The sequence below is a fragment of the Hydrogenophaga pseudoflava NBRC 102511 genome, from assembly GCF_001592285.1.
In the GTDB taxonomy this organism is placed as follows: domain Bacteria; phylum Pseudomonadota; class Gammaproteobacteria; order Burkholderiales; family Burkholderiaceae_C; genus Hydrogenophaga; species Hydrogenophaga pseudoflava.
In genome coordinates this window covers 470,256-490,202 of sequence record NZ_BCWQ01000001.1, presented here as the reverse complement: position 1 = coordinate 490,202, position 19,947 = coordinate 470,256, and the positions used below count along the sequence as shown (strand labels likewise).

The following is a 19,947-nucleotide window of genomic DNA, read 5'->3' as shown; positions in this document are numbered from 1 at the left end:
TTGTGGGTGCCGTCGGCTTACAGCTTCGACACCAGTTCCGGCACAGCCGTGAACAGGTCGGCTTCCAGACCGTAGTCGGCCACGCTGAAGATCGGGGCCTCGGGGTCCTTGTTGATCGCCACGATCACCTTCGAATCCTTCATGCCGGCCAGATGCTGGATCGCACCCGAGATGCCGGCCGCGATGTACAGCTGCGGCGCGACGATCTTGCCGGTCTGGCCCACCTGCAGGTCGTTCGGGGCGTAGCCCGCGTCCACCGCCGCGCGGCTGGCACCGATGGCCGCGCCCAGCTTGTCGGCCAGCGGCGTCATCACTTCGTTGAACTTCTCGCTGCTGCCCAGCGCCCGGCCACCGGAGACGATGATCTTGGCGGCCGTCAGTTCCGGGCGGTCGTTCTTGGCGATCTCGCTGCCCAGGTAGGTGCTCTTGCCGTTGCCCGAGGCAGCGGCGACGGTTTCCACCGCCGCTGAGCCACCCTGACCCGCGGCGTCGAAGCCGGTGGTGCGCACGGTGATGACCTTGGTCGCATCCGCGCTCTGCACGGTGGCGATGGCGTTGCCGGCGTAGATCGGGCGCTCGAAGGTGTCGCCACTCACCACCTTGGTGATGTCGCTGATCTGGGCCACGTCCAGCTTGGCGGCCACGCGCGGGGCCACGTTCTTGCCGCCAGCGGTGGCGGGGAACAAGATGTGGCTGTAGTTGCTGGCAATGGCCAGCACCTGGGCGGCGATGTTCTCGGCCAGGCCGTGGGCGAAGCCTTCGCCGTCGGCGTGGATCACCTTGCTGACGCCGGCGATCTGAGCGGCAGCAGCGGCGGCAGCGCCGGCGTTGTGGCCCGCGACGAGGACGTGTACATCACCACCGCAGGCAGCGGCGGCGGTGACGGTGTTGAGGGTGGCGCCCTTGATGGAAGCGTTGTCGTGTTCGGCAATGACGAGTGCGGTCATGTTCGGTATTCCTCTGGATCGTTGGGTTCAGCGGTCTTCAGATGACCTTGGCTTCGTTTTTCAGCTTGTCGACCAGGGTCGCGACATCAGGCACCTTCACACCGGCACCTCGCTTGGCCGGCTCGGCGACCTTGAGCGTCTTCAGGCGCGGGCTCACGTCCACGCCCAGGTCCGCGGGCTTGACGGTCTCCAGCGGCTTCTTCTTGGCCTTCATGATGTTGGGCAGCGTCACGTAGCGCGGCTCGTTCAGGCGCAGGTCGGTGGTGACCACGGCCGGCAGGCTCACTTCCAGGGTTTCCAGGCCACCGTCGATTTCGCGGGTGACCTTGGCCTTGTCACCGGCCACCTCCACTTTGGAAGCGAAGGTGGCTTGCGGCAGGTCCGCCAGCGCAGCCAGCATCTGGCCGGTCTGGTTGGCGTCGTCGTCGATCGCCTGCTTGCCCAGGATCACCAGGCCGGGCTGTTCCTTGTCCACCAAGGCCTTGAGCAGCTTGGCCACGGCCAGCGGCTGCAGTTCCACGTCGGTTTCGACCAGGATGGCGCGGTCGGCGCCGATGGCCATGGCCGTGCGCAGCGTTTCCTGGCACTGGGCCACGCCGCAGGAGACGGCGATCACTTCGGTGGCCGCGCCCTTCTCCTTCAGACGCACGGCTTCTTCCACGGCGATCTCGTCAAACGGGTTCATGCTCATCTTGACGTTGGCGATGTCGACGCCGGTGCCGTCGCTCTTGACGCGCACCTTGACGTTGTAGTCCACCACGCGTTTGACGGGGACGATGACCTTCATGTTCGGTTGCTCCTGATGAATGGAAAAGGCGGGTTGAAACGGGTGCTCGAATTGACGTGCACGTCAATTCGGATTGTAGGCGTCTGACGAGCAACGCGACATTTCTGGCCAGACTTTTGCTGCACGGCCACAAAATAGAACGATCGTGCTTTTTTTTGAATTATAGAAGAAGAATCGTGATGATCGCGAATGCCCCCAGGCGCGTCTGCCGCCACAACGACAAAGCAAGGGAAATCCCTATTAACCGACCAGTCGGTCGGCCAATTCGGGTAATTCACTAGGGGGCCGGCAAGGGGATTCGCCTATAGTGAATCAGGGTATTTTGTTTATCTTTCGTAACGATCCAACCCACTCCCAGGAGACAACACATGAAGTTCCGCCTTGCCGCCACCGCGGCGCTCACCGCTACCTTGTTCGCGGGCGCCGGCGCCCAGGCCCAGACCGTGTTCACCGCCTCGACCTGGGTACCACCCACGCACACGCTGAGCGTGGCGCAAAAGGAATGGTGCGATGCCCTGGAGAAGGAAAGCGCTGGACGCATGAAGTGCAACATCCTGCCGAAGTCCGTGTCGGCCCCTCCCGGCACTTTTGATGCCGTGCGCGACGGCCTGGCCGACATCTCCTTCACCGTGGACGGATACACCCCGGGCCGCTTCGTCAACACCCAGATGGCCGAGTTCCCCTTCCTGGGCGACAACTCCATGGCCACCTCGGTCGCTTACCAGCGCATCTACAGCAAGTACTTCGCCCCGCTGGGCGAGCACAAGGGCGTGAAGGTGCTGGGAGTGTTCACCCACGGGCCCGGCACCATCTTCAACAGCAAGAAACCGGTCAACAGCCTTGCCGACGGTGCCACGCTCAAGTGGCGCATCGGTGGCGGCAACATCAACGAGCTGACCAAGCTGATGGGCTGGAACACCACCCTCAAGCCTGCCACCGAAGCGTTTGAACTCCTGTCCACAGGCGTCATGGACGGCACACTGTTCCCCGACGAGTCGATCGCGTCTTTCAAGCTGAGCATGATCAAGCACGCCACCACCCTGCCGGGCGGCCTGTACAACACGAGCTTCGTGTTCATGATGAACCCGGCCAAGTACGACGCCCTCTCCGCGCAGGACAAGGCAGTGGTCGACAAGCTTTCGGGCGAATACGCGGCCCGCCTGTTCGGCGCCGGTTGGGACAAGGTGGACGACGCCTCGGTCAACGGCGCGCAGAAAGCACAGGGTGTTCAGCGCATCAAGGCCTCCGATGCGTTCGTGAACGAGATCAAGGCCAAGCAGGCCCCGCTGGAAGACAAGTGGGCTGCGGCGGCCGAAGCCAAGGGCCTGAAGAACGCCAAGGCGGTGCTGGCCGAGTTCCGCGCCGAAATCGCGAAGGTCAAGTAAGCCTGGTGCCAGCCAGGCACCGTCTGATAACCGGCGGGGTGGCCGCATTGGCTGCCCCGCCGGTTTGTCTTGTCTGACACCCATCATGCTCCAGACCCCCGAGAAGTTTCTGCGCTGGTCCAGCGGCCTGATCGCATCCATGGCGCTGTTCGCCATCATGTGGCTCACCCTCATCGACGTGACGGGCCGCAAGTTCTTCAACCATTCCGTGCCCGGCGGGCTGGAGCTGACGGAGATCCTCATGGTCATCGTCATCTTCGGCGCGCTGCCGCTGGTTTCATGGCGCAGCGAACATGTGGTGTTCGACTCGCTGGACGCCGTCGTCCCGGCCTGGCTCAAGGGCATTCAGGCGCGGCTGGTGCACCTGGTCTGTGCCGGCACCTTCGGCCTGCTGGCCTGGCTCATGACCACGCGCGCCCAGCGCTTTGCCGAATACGGCGACACCACGGTTCACCTGCAGCTGGCCATATCCCCTGTCGCCTGGCTGATGGCGGCGCTGCTGCTGCTGACCGCGCTGGTGCATGCCCTCTTCGTGTTCTCGCCACCCATTCCGGTGGCCCACGGGGAGACCACGCCATGACCGCCGCACTGCTGGGTTTCCTGGTGGTGTTCGCGCTGGCCTTCCTGCGTGTGCCCCTGGCTGTGGCCATGACCATTGCCGGCCTGGGGGGACTGGGCCTGATGCGCGGCTGGCAGCCGGCCTTTGCCAGCACCAGCCAGGTGATCTTCGAGACCGGCTTTCACTACGTGCTATCGGTGATTCCGCTGTTCGTGCTGATGGGGAATCTGGTGGCGCGCGCGGGCATGGCCAAGGAACTGTTCACCGCCGCCAACGCCTTCGTGGGGCACCGCCGCGGCGGGCTGGCCATGGCCAGCATCATCGCCTCGGGCGGCTTCGGCTCCATCTGCGGCTCCTCCATCGCCACCGCCGCCACCATGTCGCGCGTGGCCTATCCCGAGATGAAGGCCCACGGCTACAAGGACACGCTGGCCACCGGATCGATCGCCTCGGGCGGTACGCTGGGCATCCTCATCCCGCCGTCCACCATCCTGGTCATCTACGGGATCATCACCGAGACCGACATCGGCAAGCTGTTCATTGCCGGCATCCTGCCCGGCATCGTGGCCATCGTCTGCCTGTGCATGGCGGTGGTGTTCGTCACCTGGCGCGACCCCGCAGCGGGCCCGCCGGCCGAACGCTTCACATGGCCGCAGCGTCTGGCCGCCATCCGCGGCATCTGGAGCGTCGCCCTGCTGTTCGCACTGGTCATTGGTGGCATCTACGGTGGCGTGTTCACCGCCACCGAGGGTGCTGGGGTGGGCGCGGCGGGCGCCTTCCTGTTTGCACTGGCCCGCCGCACGCTCACGCCGCGCGTGGTCATGGACATCCTGCAGGAGAGCGCGCGCACCACGGCCATGCTGTTCACCATCCTCATCGGAGCCATGGTGTTCACCAGCTTCATCAACTTCACCAGCATGCCGGGTGACCTGCGCGACTTCGTGCTGCAGTTCAGCCCCAACCCCATCATGGTGGTCATCGTGATGATGGGTATCTACCTCGCTCTGGGCATGGTGATGGAGGAACTGGCCATCGTGTTGCTGACCATTCCCGTGTTCTTCCCGGTCATCACCGGCCTGGGCTTCGATCCCGTGTGGTTCGGCATCCTGATCGTCACCATCGTGGAAATCGGCATGATCTCGCCCCCGGTGGGTCTGAACCTCTTCGTGCTCAACTCGCTGCTGCCCGCAGTCAAGCTCACCACGCTCTACCGCGGTGTCTGGCCCTTTGTGATGGCCGACATCGTGCGCCTGGGCATCCTGATCGCTTTCCCCATCATCTCGCTCTGGTTGCCCGGTTTCATGGCCCGCTGAGGGCCTGCACCGCTCAGCTGGTGGGGCGCATGTGCACCACGCGCTGCGGATACGGAATCTCGATGCCGTGCATGCGCAGCGCGGCCAGCACCGCCAGGTTGATGTCGGAGCGCAGGTTCAGCTGACCATTCTCCGGATCGGCGATCCAGTACCCCAGCGTGAACTCCAGCCCGTCCGCCCCAAAGGCCGACAGCGCAGCACTCGGCGCCGGCTCGCGCAGCACGCGCGGCTGCGCCAGCGCGGCCTCCACCAGCAGGCGCCGCACCGCGTCCACATCGCTGTCGTAGCCCACCGACACCACGGTGGACTGCCACACCTTCGGGTCGGCCAGCGACAGGTTCTCCACCCGGTTGGTGATGAGCATCTCGTTGGGCACGATGGACTCGCGCCCCGCCGCCGAGCGGATCAGGGTGTAGCGGGTGGTGATGTCGGTGATGCGCCCTTCGAAGTTGTCGACGCGCACGTTGTCGCCGATGCGCATGCTGCGCTCGGCCAGGATCACGAAGCCGCTGACGTAGTTGGCCGCCAGCTTCTGCAGGCCGAAGCCGATGCCCACACCCACCGCGCCGCCGAGCACGGACAGCGCCGTCAGGTCGATGCCCACCGCGGACAACGCGACGATCAGGCCCAGGAACATCAGGATGGCGCGGGTCGCATTGCTCAGCGCCTTGCGCAGCGACAGGTCGCCGCCGATCGCCGACTTGAGCAGGCGCGCTTCGAGCGCCGCAGAAATCCAGAGTGTCACGATGAGCATGGCGCCCGCAGTCAGCGCCCCTTCGATCAGGGTGCGCAGACTCACCGTGCTGGCGCCCATCTTCCAGGTGATCTGCTCCATCTCTTCCAGCACGATGGGCAGCAGGCCGCTGACCCACAGCACCATGAAGCCCCAGGCCAACCAGGAGATGGTGCGCTCCATCACCCGCACCCAGGGCGCCGACGAGAACGCCGCCTGCAGCACTTTCACACCGAACCGGATCACCACCAGGGACACCAGCACCGGAATGGCGACCTTGAACACCGCCAGTGGCACCTGCTGGGCCAACGCACTGCGCGCCACATAGGCCAGGGTCAGCAGAAGCACGGGAAACAGCACGCCGTCGATCACCTGCCGGCCGAACAGGATCGACGACCCTTCCTGCTGCATGTTGAGCGCGCGCCGCAGCAGGGCCCCCAGCCCCCAGGCCATGCCGACGCACAGCGCCAGCACGCCGAGTTCGATCCACACGGTGGTCTGCTGGAATCCGGAAAGCCAGGCGTCGAAGTCCTGAATGGGCGGTGGTGCAGCGCTGTTGTTGCTCACCATCGGGGCGCCCTCTTCTCGATGAAGGCCTGCACACCCTCCTGCGCCACCTCGTGCACCATGTTGCAGGCCATGGTCTGGCCGGCCAGTTGGTACGCCGATTCCATGCCGGTTTCCAGCTGCCGGTAGAACAGCGCCTTGCCCATCGCGAGCGCCTCGCGCGGTTTGCCCAGGATGCGGTCGACCAACGCGGCCACTTCGGCGTCCAGGGCGTCGGCCGCCACCACACGGTTGACCAGCCCGCGGGCCTTCGCCTCTTCGGCCGAGATGAAGTCACCGGTCAGCAGCATCTCCATGGCCTGCTTGGGCAGCATGTTGCGCGACAACGCCACGCTGGGCGTCGCGCAGAACAGGCCAACGTCGATGCCGTTGACGCCGAAACTCGCCTCTTCCACGGCCACTGCCAGGTCGCACTGGGCGACGAGCTGGCAGCCGGCGGCGGTGGCCAGGCCATGGACGCGTGCGATCACCGGAACTTCCAGCTTGCGGATCGACAGCATCAGCTTCGAGCAGGTCGCAAACAGGGACTGGTAGTAGGCCAGCTCGGGACGTGCCTTCATCTCCTTGAGATCGTGTCCCGCGCAGAAGGCGCGGCCCTCGGCGGCGATCACCACAGCGCGCGCCGAGGGGTCGGCGGCCACGTCGTCCAGCGCCCGCTGGAACGCGGCCATCATGGCCTCGGACAGGACGTTGAAGGCCCTGGGGTTGTTCAGTGTGAGTGTGTGCACGCCGCGGTCGTCGCGGGTGCGCATCAGGACAAGGTCGTTCATTGCGTATCAGAAACAGATGCCACGGGAGGCGGATAGGAGCTGGTGGCGGCAAGATCCTGCGCCACATCGCGCCAGGAGAAGGCCGGGTCCGCGGGACCGACCTTCTCCACCACGATCTCCGAGTGGCCGTACAGGTTGTTCACCGGCTGATCCAGCAGGTAGCCCTGGCTTCCCTTGGCGAAGCGGCCGACGATGGGGCTTGAGAGACCGCTGTCGATCACCCGGAAACCCAGCCTCGGGTGAAACAGCTGCTCCAGGGCGCGGCTGTTGAACTGGAAGAAGTGCCACGGCGCTTCGTGTTCCGAGAAGGAAAAATGGGTTTCGATGAACGCCTTGCCCCCCGGGCGCAGCACCTTCGAAATCTCCTCCACCACGAGCCATGGGCACACAAGATGCTCGAAGACCGCACAGGAGAAGACGAAGTCGAACTGTCGGCCGGGGAGGTACTGCGAGAGGCGGTGAGCGTCGCCCACCACGTCCACATTGGGGCCCGGCAGGTAGTCGAACCCGGTGTACTGCACATCGGGCAGGTACTCCTTCCAGAGCGCGCGCGCCACCACCAGCCGAGAGCCGATTTCCAGCACCTCCAGCCCTGGCCGGTTGATGTGCTCCTGCAACCAAGGCCAGACGACGCTGTGCCCGCAGAAGGCAGGCGCTCGCGAACCAGCTTCCGGCAGCAGGATGTCGTCCAGATCAGAGCTGGCCCCGCACAACTGCAGTCGACCGATCATGTCACGGGCCTGCTGCAGCTCCCCTTGCAACCGCAAGCGCTCTTCATGGGCCCTTTGCTCGCGCTCCTGACCCGCCTGCACCTGCAGGCGCAGATCCGTCAGCTCCTGGGCCAGGCCTCTCAGACCTGGCATCCTTTTCAGTACTTTCTTCAGCATCTCAGTTCAAAACCCGTTCGGCCTCACAGGGCGTCTCTCGTTCCAGTCAAAGCCCCGCCAGCACACGCAGATGCGCCTCGACACTCCGCGCCAGAGCGCTGAGGTCGTAGCCTCCTTCGAGGCAGCTCACGATGCGGCCCTGGGCGTGGCGCTTCGCGACTTCCTTGATGCGTTCGGTGATCCAGGCGTAGTCGTTCTCCACCAGCCCCATCTGGCCCATGTCGTCTTCGCGGTGAGCGTCGAAGCCGGCGCTGATGAAGATCATCTGCGGCCGGTGGGCATCGAGCCGGGGCAGCCACATCATGTCGATCAGCTCCCTCACATCCATGCCCTTGGTGTACGCCGGCACCGGAAGGTTCACCAGGTTGGGTGCGGTCGAGTGGTTCCAGGGTGGGTAGAAGGGGTGCTGGTAGAAGCTGCACATGAGGATGCGCTCGTCGCCCGCGACGATGTCCTCGGTGCCGTTGCCGTGGTGCACGTCGAAGTCGATGATGGCCACGCGCTGCAGGCCGTGGCGCTCCAGGGCGTACTTGGCCGCCACCGCCACGTTGTTGACGAAGCAGAAGCCCATGGCCTGGTTGCGCGTGGCGTGATGACCCGGCGGACGCACCGCACAGAAGGCGTTGGCCAGCTCGCCGGCCATGACCGCGTCGGTGGCGTCGATGGCGGCGCCCGCGGCCATCAGGATCGCGTCCCAGCTGTGCACATTGATCGAGGTGTCGGGGTCGATCTGCGCATGGTCCGGGCCGCCGGCGGCGATGTCGTCGCGCAGCTGGTCCGACAGGCCGCGCAGCGCCGCCAGGTGCATGCGGCCATGGGCCAGTTCGAGGTCGGCCAGGGCGGCCGCGGTGGCCTCGCGCTTGTCCAGGGCAATGTCCAGCCCGGAGGCCAGCAGACGGTCCTGGATCGCATCCAGGCGGGCGGGGCATTCCGGGTGCCCCGGCCCCATCTCGTGCCGCCAGCAGTCCCTGTGGGTGAAATAACCGGTGGACTGGCTCATCACTTTTTTACGGTAAGGTTCGCGGCATGCAAGCCGACACAAAAATCAGACAGCTTCTGGACCAGCTTAACACGGTCATTGTGGGCAAATCGGCCCAGGTTTCAGACTGTGTCGGCTGTCTTCTGGCCGGTGGACACCTGCTGATCGAGGACGTTCCCGGGGTCGGCAAAACCACCCTCGCCCATGCGCTGTCGCGGTCTTTCGGACTGCAGTTTGCGCGCGTGCAGTTCACCGCCGACCTGATGCCCAGCGACCTGGTCGGCATCTCCATCTACGAACGCGGCCGCGAGGGTTTCGTGTTCCACCCCGGTCCGGTGTTCGCGCAGGTGCTGCTGGCCGACGAAATCAACCGCGCCAGCCCCAAGACCCAGAGCGCGCTGCTCGAAGCCATGGAGGAAAAGCAGGTCACTGTCGAGGGGCAGACCCGGGCCCTGCCGGTGCCCTTCTTCGTGATCGCCACCCAGAACCCGTTCGACCAGCTCGGCACCTACGCCCTGCCCGAATCGCAGCTGGACCGCTTCCACATGCGCATCTCGCTGGGCTATCCGGACCGCGCCGCCGAGCGCGAGCTGCTGCGCGGCGCCGACCGGCGCGAGCTGATCGAACAACTGCCGGCCGTGCTCTCGCCGGCCGACCTCGCACGGCTGCAGGCCGATGTGCTGGCCGTCCACGCGGCCGAGCCGGTGCTGGAGTACCTGCAGGACCTGGTGGCCGCCACGCGCTCGGGCCGCTGGTTCGCCCAGGGGCTCTCGCCCCGGGCCGCGCTGGCGGTGGTGCGGGCCGCCAAGGCGCAGGCCTTTCTGCAAGGGCGCAATTACGTGGCGCCGGACGACATCGCCGCCATCCTGCCGCAGACCGCCGCGCACCGGCTGGTGCCAGTCAGTGACGCCGGCCGCGGAGCGATGGAGCAGGTGCGGGCCATGATCGACGCCACGCCCATCCCGTGAGCCCGCTGGCCCCGCTGCACGCCCTGCGCCGACGGCTGCGACAGTGGTTCCATGCGCGGCTGCCGCGCAGCGACACCCTGCTGCTGACCCAGCGCAACGTCTACATCCTGCCCACCCGCGCCGGCTGGATGCTGGCGCTGACCCTGCTCCTGCTGCTGGTGGGCAGCATCAACTACCAGCTGAACCTGGGTTATCTGCTGACCTTCCTGCTGGCCGGCAGTGCGCTGACCGGCATGCACAGCAGCCACGCCAACCTGCGCGGCCTCACCCTGCACCTGAGTCCGCCCGCGCCGGTGCATGCCGGCCACGCAGCGGCGCTGGACATCCGGCTGGCCAACGAACAGGGCAAGGCGCGCCACGGCATCGGCATTGGCGTGATCGGTGATGCATCCGCTGGCGACACACACCTGGCGTGGACCGATGTGCCGGCCCAGGGCAGCACGCGCCTGCAGGTCGCAGCGGTGTTTGCCCGGCGCGGCCTGCACGCGCTGGCGCCGCTGACTGCGGTCACGCTGTTTCCCATGGGCACCTTCCGCGTCTGGACCGTGTGGCGCCCCGCGGCCCAGGTGCTGGTCTACCCCGCACCCGAGACCCACCCGCCGCCGCTGCCGCCCGGTGAGCCGCAGCCGGGCTTCGCCGGCAGCGCGAGCGTGCAGACCACCGGCGAGTTCGACGGCGTGCGCGCCTACCGGCGGGGCGACCCGCAGAAATCCATCGTCTGGAAGAAGGCGGCGCAGACCTTTGCCGCCGGTCGCGACGACCTGGTCAGCCGCGATGCCCTGTCCACGCAGCGCCAGCAGCTCTGGCTGGACCACACCCGCTGCGGCGCCCCCGACCTCGAATCCCGCCTGTCGCGCCTCACCGCCTGGGTGCTGATGGCCGAGCGCCTGGGGCTGGACTATGGCCTGCGCATCCCCGGCCGCGAACTGGCCCCCGACCAGGGCCCGACCCACCGCGCCCGCTGCCTGGAGGCGCTGGCCCTGGTATGAAACTCCCCCTGCGCCGCTCCGCGTCTTCCCGCGAAAGCTGGACAGCCACCTTGCCCAGGGACACGCGCGACACCCTGTTCCTGCTGGCCGTCATCGCCTGGGTCGTGATGATGCAGGTGCCGCACATCCCGTGGTGGTGCTCGGCGCTCACCGCTTGCGTGCTGGTCTGGCGCGCCTCGCTCACCCTGCGGGGCCGGCCGCTGCCCGGATGGCGCTGGCGCATCGGCCTGCTGCTGGTCACACTCGCCGCCACCTGGTGGACCCACAAGACCCTGCTCGGCCGCGACGCAGGGGTCACGCTGATCGTCGTGCTGCTGGCGCTCAAGACGCTGGAGCTGCGGGCGCGCCGCGATGCCTTCGTGGTGTTCTTCCTCGGTTTCTTCACGCTGCTGACGCACTTCTTCTATTCGCAGTCGCTGCTGACGGCCGCCGGCATCCTGGTGGCGCTGCTGGGGTTGCTGACCGCCGTCGTGAATGCCCACATGCCGGTGGGGCATCCGCCGCTGCGGCAGACCGCGGGCATTGCGACGCGGCTGGCCCTGCTGGGCGCGCCGATCATGGTGGTGGCCTTCATGCTGTTCCCCCGCCTCTCGCCGCTGTGGGGCGTGCCGGGCGACGGCATGGACGGCCGCTCGGGTCTGTCCGGAAAGATGCGGGTCGGCCAGATCGCCGAGCTGGTGCTGGACGACCGCATTGCGCTGCGTGTGCGCTTTGACGGTCCGGTGCCGCCGCAGCGCGAGCTGTATTTCCGCGGACCGGTGCTCACCGATTTCGACGGCGTCGAATGGAAGCCGCTGCGCTCGACCTTTCCGCCCCACATGGAGCTGCAGGCCAACCTGACCTTTGCGGGTGAGCCGATCCGTTACGAAGTCACCATGGAGCCGAACCACCGGCCCTGGGTGTTCGTGCTCGAGGCCGCGAGCCAGGCGCCCGAGCTGCAAGGTATGCGGGCCTTCATGACGCCCGACCTGCAATGGTTCGTGCGCCGGCCACTCACCGAGCTGGTGCGCTACCGCGCCGAGAGCCACACCCGCTTCCGCCACGGTCCGCTGGAGCCGTCGCTGGCGCTGCAGGACCAGATCGCGCTGCCCGCCGGCTTCAACCCGCGCACCCTGGCCTTCGCCCAGGAGCTGCGGCGCGAGCACGGGTCGGGGCCGCAGTCCGCTCCGGCGCTGATCGAGGCGGCACTCAACCGCCTGCGCACCGGCGGCTACACCTACACACTCGATCCCGGGGTCTATGGCCAGCACACCGCCGACGAGTTCTGGTTCGACCGCAAGGAAGGCTTCTGCGAGCACATCGCGTCCAGCTTCGTGATCCTGATGCGCGCGCTCGACATCCCGGCCCGCATCGTCACCGGCTACCAGGGCGGCGAGCTCAACGCCGTCGACGGCTACTGGACCGTGCGCCAGCGCGACGCCCACGCCTGGGCCGAGGTCTGGCTGCAGGGCCAGGGCTGGGTGCGTGTGGACCCCACGAGCGCGGTGGCACCGTCCCGCATCGGGTCGTTCGAGCGATTGGTGGCGCCCCAGGGCGCCATTGGGGCGGCCCTGGGCACGCTGAATCCCACCCTTGCGCAGCAACTCCGCGACGTCTGGGAAGCGGTGAACAACAGCTGGAACCAGTGGGTGCTGAACTACACCCAGGGCCGCCAGCTGGACCTGCTCAAGAGCCTGGGCTTCGAGTCGCCGAGCTGGACCGATCTGGCCTATGTGCTGATCGGCGTGATCGTGGTAGTCAGCCTTCTGGGCGCCGCCTGGGCCCTGTGGGAACGCCAGCAGCACGACCCCTGGCTGCGCACGCTGGCGCGCGTGCGCCGGCGCCTGGCCCGACTGGGCGTCGAGGCCAGTGAGCACGCGACACCGCGCGAACTGGCGCGCGTCGCATCGGCGCAGCTTGGTGACGGCCTTTTCACGCAGCAGCTGAGTGCCTGGCTGCTGCGCCTCGAAGCACTGCGCTACGCGCCCCACAGCCCGGATACGCTGGCCGCGCTGCAGAAACAGTTTCAACAGATGTCCTGGCCCGAACGGCGGGCAACCCCATGAGCACACGATCCCGCTCCGCCCTGGTGTCCGCACTGCTGCCCCTGTCTCTCGCCTGGGCGGCCGCGCAGGCCCAGACACAGACGCCGGTGGAAACCACACCTGTCGCACCCACCCTGGTACCGGCCACCCCGCTGCCCGCGGCTGAGCCGGCTGGCGAGCCTCTGGCGGCCGAGCCCCGGCCTGCTGCACCACCGCCTGTTGCGCCAGCGCCCACACCACCTGCAGCGGAGATCACGGTGTACGCCGAGTCGCCGGCGGCCATGGCGTTTGCCGACGACCTGGCCCAGCGCCGCGGTCTCGACCCCCAATGGGTGCGTGAGCAGATCGGCGCCGCCCGCCGCCAGCCCACCGCGATCCGGCTGTCGCTGCCGGCGCCCCGCGCCGCCTACAAAAACTGGGCCGCCTACCGCGCACGTTTCATCGAACCGGTGCGGCTGCGCGCCGGGCAGCGCTTCTGGGACACCCACCGCGCAGCCCTGGAACGCGCCGAGCGCGAGTACGGCGTGCCCGCCAGCCTGATCGTCGGCGTGATCGGGGTCGAGACCCTGTATGGCCAGCACACCGGCAATTTCCGCGTGATCGACGCGCTGGCCACGCTGGCCTTCGACTTCCCGGCCAGCCACCCGCGCGCCGAGGCCCGGGCCGAGTTCTTCCGCAGCGAGCTGGAACAGTTCCTGAGCCTGACCCACCGCACCGGCATGGACCCGCAGGCCCTGCGCGGCAGCTACGCCGGCGCCATGGGCTGGCCGCAGTTCATGCCCAGCAGCTGGGCGCGCTTCGCGATCGACTTCGATGGCGACAGCAAGATCGACCTGTTCAACAGCCCGGTCGACGCCATCGGATCGGTGGCCAACTACTTCAAGGCCTACGGCTGGCAGCCTGGCCAGCCCACGCACTACCCGGTGAGCTTCGACCTGAACACGCTGGACAAGGACGCCCTGCTCGCCCCCGACATCCTGCCCAGCTTCAGCGCAGAGAGCTTTGCCGCCAAGGGCGCCGTGCTGGAAGCCGAAGCGAAGAAACACATCGGCAAGCTGGCGCTGATCGAACTGCAGAACGGCGACCCGGCCAACGGCGGGTCGGCCCCCACCTACCTCGCCGGCACCGACAACTTCTACGTCGTCACGCGCTACAACTGGAGCAGCTACTACGCACTGGCGGTGATCGAGCTGGGCCAGACCATCGAAGCCTTGGTCAACCGCCGACAGTGACTCACATCCAGGGGCCGATGCGGATGTCCACCGCCATGTCCTCGTCGCCCCCGCCTCGCCGCAGCCCCTTGACCGGCGTGCAGGCGCTGTAGTCGGTGGCAGCCGCGAGGCGGATGTGGCGTTCGTCGGTCGGGCAGCGGTGGGTCACGTCCAGGCTGAGCCAGCGCCGGTTCGCCGGGTCCACGCACACGTCCACCCAGGCGTGGCTGGCCAGATCGGGTTCGTTGGCGGCGTAGAAATACCCGCTGACGTAGCGCGCCGGCAGGCCGATGCTGCGGCACACCGCCACCATCACATGCGCCTGGTCCTGGCACACGCCCAGCTCCCAGTCGAAGGCCTCCAGTGCGGTGGTCTCCACCCCGGTGCTGCCTTTGCGGTACTGCACCTTGTCGGCCACGGCGCCGGCCAGGGCCACCAGGTCGGCGGTGCTCGGCCGTTCACCCCGCCCACGCGCGGCCATCAGGCCCGGCACCGCCTGCAAAGCCCACATGGCCATGCGCGGGTGCGGCTCGGCCAGCGGGGTCGAGCGCAGGTAGAAGCCGGGCGGCGGCAGGGTCGGCGGATCGGTGAACTCGGCCACCCCGTGGGTCACCACGGTCCCCCGGGCGGTGACGCTGTTCTCGCGCAGGTTCTTCTCGGGCCGCGCGGAGAGCGAGTAGCTGTGCACACGGTTGCCCTCGATGTCGGGCTGGCTGCACAGCGTGCCGGGCACGCGCAGCTCCCAGTGCTCGACGCTCTGGCAGGCGCTGCTCACAGGCCACAGGTGAAGCGACTGCACCGTGTGGAGCAGCGGCTGGCTGTAACGGAAGCGGGTGTGGTGGTGGATGACGAGTTTCATGCGGGTTCCGGTTCGCGCCGGGGACCCGCATGGTACCCGTCCGGATCAGTGACTCGGCACCAGGAAGTCCTGGCTGATGCGGCCGCCGAGTTCGTTCACCCGGTCGAGGAACTGCGTGAGGAAGGCGTGCAGGCCGGTCGAGAGGATCTCGTCGATGCGCGCGTATTGCAGGTCGGCCTTGAGCTTGCCGGCGCGGCGTTGGGTTTCACCTGAGATCTCGTTGGCCACCACGCTCAGGTTGGCCACCACCTCGTTCATGCAGGCGGCCAGGCTGCGCGGCATGTCCGGGCGCAGGATCAGGAGCTCGGCCACGCGCTCGGGCGTGATGACGTCGCGGTAGACCTTGCGGTAGACCTCGAAGCCGGACACCGAGCGCAGGATCGCGCTCCAGTGGTAGAAGTCGTACTCCTGATCCTGCTCGCTGGCGGCACCGAAGAAGTCGCTGTGCACCGCATGGAACTTCACATCCAGCAGTCGCGCGGTGTTGTCGGCCCGCTCCAGGAAGGAGCCCATGCGGTAGAAGTGGAAGGCCTCGTCCTGCAGCATGGTGCCCACCGCCACACCACGCGACAGGTGCGAGCGGTGCTTGACCCATTCGAAGAAGGCGCCCGGGTCGCGCTCGAAGTCCCTGGACTTGAGGTATCCCGCCAGCTTGAGCCAGGTGGCGTTCTGCGTCTCCCACAGCTCGGTGGTCAGCGCGCCGCGCACCGCCCGCGCGTTCTCGCGCGCCGCGCGCAGGCAGGACACGATGGACGACGGGTTGGACTCGTCGCGCACCATGAAGTCCATGACGTTGCGCGGCGTGATGTCATGGCCGTACTTGGCGGTGTAGCTGGGCATGAGCTCGCTGATCGACAGCAGGCCCTGCCAGCCCACCTGCGCCACCGCGGCGGACTGCGGCAGCAGCGAGGTCTGGTAGTTCACATCGAGCATGCGCGCGGTGTTCTCGGCCCGCTCGGTGTAGCGGGACATCCAGAAAAGGTGGTCGGCGGTACGCGAAAGCATGTCGTGTCTTTCTCAGTTTTCCAGAATCCAGGTGTCTTTGGTGCCACCGCCCTGCGACGAGTTGACCACCAGCGAACCTTCTTTCAGCGCCACGCGCGTCAGGCCACCGGGCACCATCTGCACCTCCTTGCCACTGAGCACGAAGGGCCGCAGGTCGATGTGGCGCGGGGCGATGCCGCTGTCCACATAGGTCGGGCAGGTCGAGAGGCTGAGCGTGGGCTGCGCGATGTAGCCGTCGGGCTTGGCCCTGACCACGGCGCGGAACTCGTCCACCTCGGCTTTGGTCGCAGCGGGGCCGACCAGCATGCCGTAGCCGCCCGCGCCGTGCACTTCCTTGACCACCAGTTCGTGCATGTGGTCGAGCATGTACTTCAGGTCGTCGGGGTTGCGGCCCATGAAGGTCGGCACGTTGTTCAGGATTGGTTTTTCGCCCAGATAGAACTCGATCATCTTGGGCACGTAGGGGTAGATGGACTTGTCATCGGCGATGCCGGTGCCCACCGCGTTGCAGATGGTCACGTTGCCGCTGCGGTAGACGCCGAGAAGACCGGCGCAACCCAGTGTGGAGGTCGGGCGGAACACCAGCGGGTCGAGGAAGTCGTCGTCCACGCGGCGGTAGATCACGTCCACGCGCCTGGGGCCCTTGGTGGTGCGCATGTAGACGAAGTTGTCCTTGACGAACAGGTCCTGGCCTTCGACCAGCTCCACGCCCATCTGCTGCGCCAGGAACGCATGCTCGAAGTAGGCGCTGTTGTACATGCCGGGCGTGAGCACCACCACCGTGGGCTCGGCGGTGGTGGCGGGGCTGACCGCGCGCAGGGTCTCCAGCAGCAGGTCGGGGTAGTGCGCGACCGGCGCCACGCGGTTCTGGCCGAACAGGTCGGGGAACAGCCGCATCATCATCTTGCGGTCTTCCAGCATGTAGCTCACGCCGCTGGGCACGCGCAGGTTGTCTTCGAGCACGTAGTACTCGCCCTCGCCTTGCGCATTCGGTGCCCGCACGATGTCGACGCCCGCGATGTGCGAGTAGATCTGGCTGGGCACCTGCACGCCCATCATCTCGGGGCGGAACTGCGCGTTCTGGAAGATCTGGTCGGCCGGGATGTGGCCCGCCTTGATGATCTCCTGGTCGTGGTAGACGTCGTGGATGAAGCGGTTGAGCGCGGTCACGCGCTGCACCAGCCCGGCCTGCATGCTCTTCCACTCGTGGGCGGGAATGATGCGCGGGATGAGGTCGAAGGGGATCAGGCGCTCGGTGCCGGCGCCGTCCTCGTCCTTGGCGCCATAGACCGCGAAGGTGATGCCGACGCGGCGGAAGATCATTTCCGCCTCCTCGCGGCGCGATGCCATGACTTCCTCGGGTTGTTGTGCCAGCCACCGTGCGTAGTTCAGGTAGTGGGCCCGCACCTCGGTGGGCGAGGCGTTCATTTCGTCAAACATCGGTCGGCTCATGGGCTTTTTCTCCTGCACCCAGCATAGCAAGGAGCGGGCCAGTGGTCACCCGCCGGGGTCCGCCTCATCGCCCTCGTCCGCCACAGGCGCACCCGGATGGTGCCAGTAGCGGCGCACTGCATCCCGGTGGCAATGCACGCTCAAGGGCCCATCGCTGCGCCACAGAGCCGCACCACATTGGGGCGATGCCACCCACCGCATGCCCCGCGCGTCGTAGCGGTCCCGGACCACCGGTGCCGGGTGCCCGAACCGGTTGCGGTAGCCCGACTGGACCAGCGCCACCGAAGGCCGCAGGGTGTTGAGCAGCACCGGGCTGCTGGACGAGGCACTGCCGTGGTGCGGTGCCAGCAGCAGGTCGGCCCGCAACTGTGGCTGCGCCAGCGCCAGCCGGGTTTCGCGCTCGGCATCCAGATCGCCGCTGAGCCAGGCCCAGCGCCGGCCATTGCCCACGCGCAGCACGCAGGACATGGCGTTGCTCGGCAGCCGTCCCTGGCCGGTGTCGTCAAAGTGTTCCGGCGACGGATGCAGCACTTCGAAGTCCACCCCGTCCCAGTGCCAGCGCTGACCGGCCAGGCAGCGCTCACCCTCGCCGAACGAGGACAGCCAGCGCGCCCTTGGCCAGGCCGCGTGCACCGCGCCCGAACCACCCGAGTGGTCGCTGTCGCGGTGGCTCACCACCACGGTGTCGGGCGCCTCGCCCAGCGCGCGCAGCAGCGGCACCACCACCCGGTCGCCGGCGTCGCTGCCGGGGCCGTAGCGCGGACCGGTGTCGTAGAGCAGGCTGTGGCCGGCGGTGCGCACCAGCACCGCACTGCCCTGGCCGACATCCACCGCCAGCACCTCGAACTCGCCGGTCTCAGGCCGCTGGGGTGTCCAGGCCAGCATCGGCCCCAGCAGCACCAGCCCGGCCGAGCGCAACGACCAGGGCAGGCGCAGCACCAGCAGCAGCCCGCCGGCCACTCCACACAGCGCCAGCGGCAGGGGCGGGATGGGCTGAAACAGCGTGGCCCAGCGCCAGCCGCCCAGCCACTCCAGACACACCACCAGCCCCTGAACGGCCCACGCCGCCAGATCCCACAGCGGCGGCACGATCACGCCCAGCATGGCCAGCGGCGTGACCACACCCGTCACCCAGGGAATGGCCAGCAGGTTGGCCACCAGCCCCGCCAGCGACAGCTGCCCGAACAGCAGCACCCCCAGCGGCGCCAGCGCCACCGTGACGACCGCCTGCTCGCGCAGCAGGCGGCGCACCGGCCCCGCCTTCTGCCGCGATCCCGAGGCGAACAGGATGCCCACCGCCACAAAGCTGAGCCAGAACCCCGGCTGCACCAGCGCCCAGGGGTCCAACGCCAGCACCGCCACCATCGCCAGCAGCCAGACCAGGGGCCAGGGCCACTGGCGCACGCCCTGCCGCAGCCCCACCACCAGCGCCAGCATCAGAACCGTTCGTTGCGCCGGCACGCCCCAGCCCGAAAACAGCGCGTAGGCCGCCGCGGCCGCCACACCACCCCAGGCCGCCGCCCGCGGTGCCGGCACCGCCAGCAGCACCCCCGGCCACGCATGGGCCCAGCGCCGCCAGCCCCAGCCGATGCACGCCGTGGCCAGCCACGCAAACACGGTGACATGAAGACCGGAGATGCTCATCAGATGAGCCACACCCGTGTCGCGGAAAAGGGTCCAGTCGCTGCGCTCGATCGCCGCCTGGTCACCCACCACCAGCGCCGCCAGCACACCGGCGCTGCGCGGGTCCTGCACACGCGCAGCGATGCGGCCGGCGACCCACTGGCGCGCGGCTTCGACCGGGTGGCTGCCGCTGGTCCCGAGGAACAGCGGCGCCGGGTCGCGCGGGCCATCGCGCAGGTAGCCGGTGGCGCCGATGCCCTGCTCCCAGAGCCAGCGCTCGCGGTCGAAGCCATGGGGGTTGGAGGCACCGTGCGGACGCTTGAGACGCACCGTCAGCCGCCAGGCGTCGCCCGCGCGCCAGGTGCGTCCCGCCCCCCGACCCCGGAAGTCGCTGATCAGCAACCGTGGCGGCAGGTCCACCGCCTGGCCGTCCCGCGTCGCCGATTCGACGGTGAACTCGAAGCGGTCGTTGTCGGCGCCGCGCTGGGGCATGGTGGCCACCTGCCCGGTGACCACCAGGTTCACGCCTTCCAGACCGGTGGCCAGCGCCTGCGCCTGGTGGCGCGCAGCGCGCAGGCCCGTTGCTCCGGCTGCCGCGAGCGCACCCGCCAGCAGGGCGGCGCCCAGCGCAAGCCCGGCACGTCGCCTGGCCCCGACCCGTGCAGCAACGCCGGCCAGCAAGAGCGCCGCCGCCAGCAGCCCCGCGTACCCCGCCACCGGCCACAGCCGGGCCTGCAGCAGTTGCAGGGCCACGCCCAGCACAGCACCGGGCAGCACCGCCCACAGCGGGTGCATCAGCCCGCCTGCCAGAGGGCCGTGCGCCGTGGCGCGGGACTTGCTAGTTTTTGTCGAACGCGCGCGGCAGCCCGCCCTGGCAGCGTTTTCATTG

The 19,947-nt window shown here is 67.9% G+C and carries 17 protein-coding genes; 7 read left to right on the top strand and 10 right to left on the bottom strand.

The genetic code is table 11. The features are described 5' to 3' along the window. Nucleotides 1–17 precede the first annotated feature (17 nt). Nucleotides 18–947 carry an electron transfer flavoprotein subunit alpha/FixB family protein gene (locus tag HPS01S_RS02390; RefSeq protein ID WP_066150627.1) on the bottom strand — a complete coding sequence of 310 codons (930 nt, stop codon included), beginning with the start codon at nucleotides 945–947 and terminating at the stop codon, nucleotides 18–20. 37 nt (nucleotides 948–984) lie between these two features. After that, nucleotides 985–1,734 (bottom strand): electron transfer flavoprotein subunit beta/FixA family protein, encoded by a 750-nt coding sequence (locus HPS01S_RS02385; RefSeq protein ID WP_066150625.1) that lies wholly within the window; start codon nucleotides 1,732–1,734, stop codon nucleotides 985–987. Nucleotides 1,735–2,102: 368 nt separating this feature from the next. Here HPS01S_RS02385 and HPS01S_RS02380 point away from each other — a divergent pair, with 368 nt between their 5' ends. The 3 genes from HPS01S_RS02380 to HPS01S_RS02370 all read left to right on the top strand — a co-directional run bounded on the left by HPS01S_RS02380 (nucleotide 2,103) and on the right by HPS01S_RS02370 (nucleotide 4,991). Next, nucleotides 2,103–3,119, top strand: a complete 1,017-nt coding sequence (locus tag HPS01S_RS02380) for a TRAP transporter substrate-binding protein (RefSeq protein WP_066150622.1) — start codon at nucleotides 2,103–2,105, stop codon at nucleotides 3,117–3,119. An 85-nt stretch (nucleotides 3,120–3,204) separates the two neighbouring features. After that, nucleotides 3,205–3,699 (top strand): TRAP transporter small permease, encoded by a 495-nt coding sequence (locus HPS01S_RS02375; protein WP_066150619.1) that lies wholly within the window; start codon nucleotides 3,205–3,207, stop codon nucleotides 3,697–3,699. Continuing rightward, nucleotides 3,696–4,991, top strand: coding sequence for a TRAP transporter large permease (locus tag HPS01S_RS02370; protein ID WP_066150616.1), 1,296 nt, complete (start codon nucleotides 3,696–3,698; stop codon nucleotides 4,989–4,991). The genes HPS01S_RS02375 and HPS01S_RS02370 overlap by 4 nt, the downstream gene beginning before the upstream one ends. A gap of 13 nt (nucleotides 4,992–5,004) precedes the next feature. Here HPS01S_RS02370 and HPS01S_RS02365 read toward each other — a convergent pair whose 3' ends face one another. The 4 genes from HPS01S_RS02365 to HPS01S_RS02350 all read right to left on the bottom strand — a co-directional run bounded on the left by HPS01S_RS02365 (nucleotide 5,005) and on the right by HPS01S_RS02350 (nucleotide 8,948). After that, a complete protein-coding gene (locus HPS01S_RS02365) occupies nucleotides 5,005–6,294 on the bottom strand; it encodes a mechanosensitive ion channel family protein (RefSeq protein ID WP_066150611.1) in 1,290 nt (429 codons plus the stop codon). Beyond that, entirely contained in the window at nucleotides 6,288–7,061 is a 774-nt protein-coding gene (locus tag HPS01S_RS02360) for an enoyl-CoA hydratase (protein ID WP_066150608.1), read from the bottom strand. The genes HPS01S_RS02365 and HPS01S_RS02360 overlap by 7 nt, the downstream gene beginning before the upstream one ends. Continuing rightward, nucleotides 7,058–7,924 (bottom strand): class I SAM-dependent methyltransferase, encoded by an 867-nt coding sequence (locus tag HPS01S_RS02355; protein ID WP_066150605.1) that lies wholly within the window; start codon nucleotides 7,922–7,924, stop codon nucleotides 7,058–7,060. Before HPS01S_RS02355 ends, HPS01S_RS02360 begins: the two co-directional genes overlap by 4 nt. A gap of 70 nt (nucleotides 7,925–7,994) precedes the next feature. Next, nucleotides 7,995–8,948 (bottom strand): histone deacetylase family protein, encoded by a 954-nt coding sequence (locus tag HPS01S_RS02350; RefSeq protein WP_066150602.1) that lies wholly within the window; start codon nucleotides 8,946–8,948, stop codon nucleotides 7,995–7,997. A 26-nt stretch (nucleotides 8,949–8,974) separates the two neighbouring features. Between HPS01S_RS02350 and HPS01S_RS02345 the strand changes: the two genes are divergently transcribed. The 4 genes from HPS01S_RS02345 to mltB are packed head-to-tail and all read left to right on the top strand — an operon-like array spanning nucleotide 8,975 to nucleotide 14,140. Continuing rightward, nucleotides 8,975–9,895: an AAA family ATPase gene (locus HPS01S_RS02345; protein WP_066150599.1), complete on the top strand. Its 921-nt coding sequence runs from the start codon at nucleotides 8,975–8,977 to the stop codon at nucleotides 9,893–9,895. 5 nt (nucleotides 9,896–9,900) lie between these two features. Continuing rightward, complete coding sequence (locus HPS01S_RS02340) at nucleotides 9,901–10,884, top strand: DUF58 domain-containing protein (protein ID WP_066150956.1); 984 nt, start codon at nucleotides 9,901–9,903, stop codon at nucleotides 10,882–10,884. Beyond that, entirely contained in the window at nucleotides 10,881–12,929 is a 2,049-nt protein-coding gene (locus HPS01S_RS02335; protein ID WP_066150596.1) for a transglutaminase TgpA family protein, read from the top strand. Before HPS01S_RS02340 ends, HPS01S_RS02335 begins: the two co-directional genes overlap by 4 nt. Beyond that, nucleotides 12,926–14,140 (top strand): lytic murein transglycosylase B, encoded by a 1,215-nt coding sequence (mltB, locus tag HPS01S_RS02330; RefSeq protein ID WP_084396953.1) that lies wholly within the window; start codon nucleotides 12,926–12,928, stop codon nucleotides 14,138–14,140. The genes HPS01S_RS02335 and mltB overlap by 4 nt, the downstream gene beginning before the upstream one ends. A 1-nt stretch (nucleotide 14,141) precedes the next feature. On the opposite strand, the gene HPS01S_RS02325 is transcribed toward mltB, so the two are convergent. Genes HPS01S_RS02325 through HPS01S_RS02310 form a run of 4 tightly spaced genes read right to left on the bottom strand, consistent with a single transcriptional unit; the run spans nucleotide 14,142 to nucleotide 19,853 of the window. Further along, the gene (locus tag HPS01S_RS02325) at nucleotides 14,142–14,978 is read right to left on the bottom strand and encodes a transglutaminase family protein (RefSeq protein ID WP_066150593.1); all 837 of its coding nucleotides are present in this window, start codon (nucleotides 14,976–14,978) and stop codon (nucleotides 14,142–14,144) included. A 45-nt stretch (nucleotides 14,979–15,023) separates the two neighbouring features. Then, a complete protein-coding gene (locus tag HPS01S_RS02320; protein ID WP_066150590.1) occupies nucleotides 15,024–15,983 on the bottom strand; it encodes an alpha-E domain-containing protein in 960 nt (319 codons plus the stop codon). A 12-nt stretch (nucleotides 15,984–15,995) separates the two neighbouring features. Continuing rightward, nucleotides 15,996–17,435: a circularly permuted type 2 ATP-grasp protein gene (locus tag HPS01S_RS02315; protein ID WP_066150587.1), complete on the bottom strand. Its 1,440-nt coding sequence runs from the start codon at nucleotides 17,433–17,435 to the stop codon at nucleotides 15,996–15,998. A gap of 45 nt (nucleotides 17,436–17,480) precedes the next feature. Then, a complete protein-coding gene (locus HPS01S_RS02310) occupies nucleotides 17,481–19,853 on the bottom strand; it encodes a ComEC/Rec2 family competence protein (protein WP_066150585.1) in 2,373 nt (790 codons plus the stop codon). Nucleotides 19,854–19,947 lie beyond the last annotated feature (94 nt).

What these genes read in the sequence shown, in the direction of transcription:
- HPS01S_RS02380 (WP_066150622.1), top strand. Translation starts at nt 2,103, where the DNA reads ATGAAGTTCCGCCTTGCCGCCACCGCGGCGCTCACCGCTACCTTGTTC.
- HPS01S_RS02320 (WP_066150590.1), bottom strand. Translation starts at nt 15,983, where the DNA reads ATGCTTTCGCGTACCGCCGACCACCTTTTCTGGATGTCCCGCTACACC.
- HPS01S_RS02385 (WP_066150625.1), bottom strand. Translation starts at nt 1,734, where the DNA reads ATGAAGGTCATCGTCCCCGTCAAACGCGTGGTGGACTACAACGTCAAG.
- HPS01S_RS02370 (WP_066150616.1), top strand. Translation starts at nt 3,696, where the DNA reads ATGACCGCCGCACTGCTGGGTTTCCTGGTGGTGTTCGCGCTGGCCTTC.
- HPS01S_RS02315 (WP_066150587.1), bottom strand. Translation starts at nt 17,435, where the DNA reads ATGAGCCGACCGATGTTTGACGAAATGAACGCCTCGCCCACCGAGGTG.
- HPS01S_RS02310 (WP_066150585.1), bottom strand. Translation starts at nt 19,853, where the DNA reads ATGCACCCGCTGTGGGCGGTGCTGCCCGGTGCTGTGCTGGGCGTGGCC.
- mltB (WP_084396953.1), top strand. Translation starts at nt 12,926, where the DNA reads ATGAGCACACGATCCCGCTCCGCCCTGGTGTCCGCACTGCTGCCCCTG.
- HPS01S_RS02375 (WP_066150619.1), top strand. Translation starts at nt 3,205, where the DNA reads ATGCTCCAGACCCCCGAGAAGTTTCTGCGCTGGTCCAGCGGCCTGATC.
- HPS01S_RS02365 (WP_066150611.1), bottom strand. Translation starts at nt 6,294, where the DNA reads ATGGTGAGCAACAACAGCGCTGCACCACCGCCCATTCAGGACTTCGAC.
- HPS01S_RS02350 (WP_066150602.1), bottom strand. Translation starts at nt 8,948, where the DNA reads ATGAGCCAGTCCACCGGTTATTTCACCCACAGGGACTGCTGGCGGCAC.
- HPS01S_RS02345 (WP_066150599.1), top strand. Translation starts at nt 8,975, where the DNA reads ATGCAAGCCGACACAAAAATCAGACAGCTTCTGGACCAGCTTAACACG.
- HPS01S_RS02325 (WP_066150593.1), bottom strand. Translation starts at nt 14,978, where the DNA reads ATGAAACTCGTCATCCACCACCACACCCGCTTCCGTTACAGCCAGCCG.
- HPS01S_RS02360 (WP_066150608.1), bottom strand. Translation starts at nt 7,061, where the DNA reads ATGAACGACCTTGTCCTGATGCGCACCCGCGACGACCGCGGCGTGCAC.
- HPS01S_RS02355 (WP_066150605.1), bottom strand. Translation starts at nt 7,924, where the DNA reads ATGCCAGGTCTGAGAGGCCTGGCCCAGGAGCTGACGGATCTGCGCCTG.
- HPS01S_RS02335 (WP_066150596.1), top strand. Translation starts at nt 10,881, where the DNA reads ATGAAACTCCCCCTGCGCCGCTCCGCGTCTTCCCGCGAAAGCTGGACA.
- HPS01S_RS02390 (WP_066150627.1), bottom strand. Translation starts at nt 947, where the DNA reads ATGACCGCACTCGTCATTGCCGAACACGACAACGCTTCCATCAAGGGC.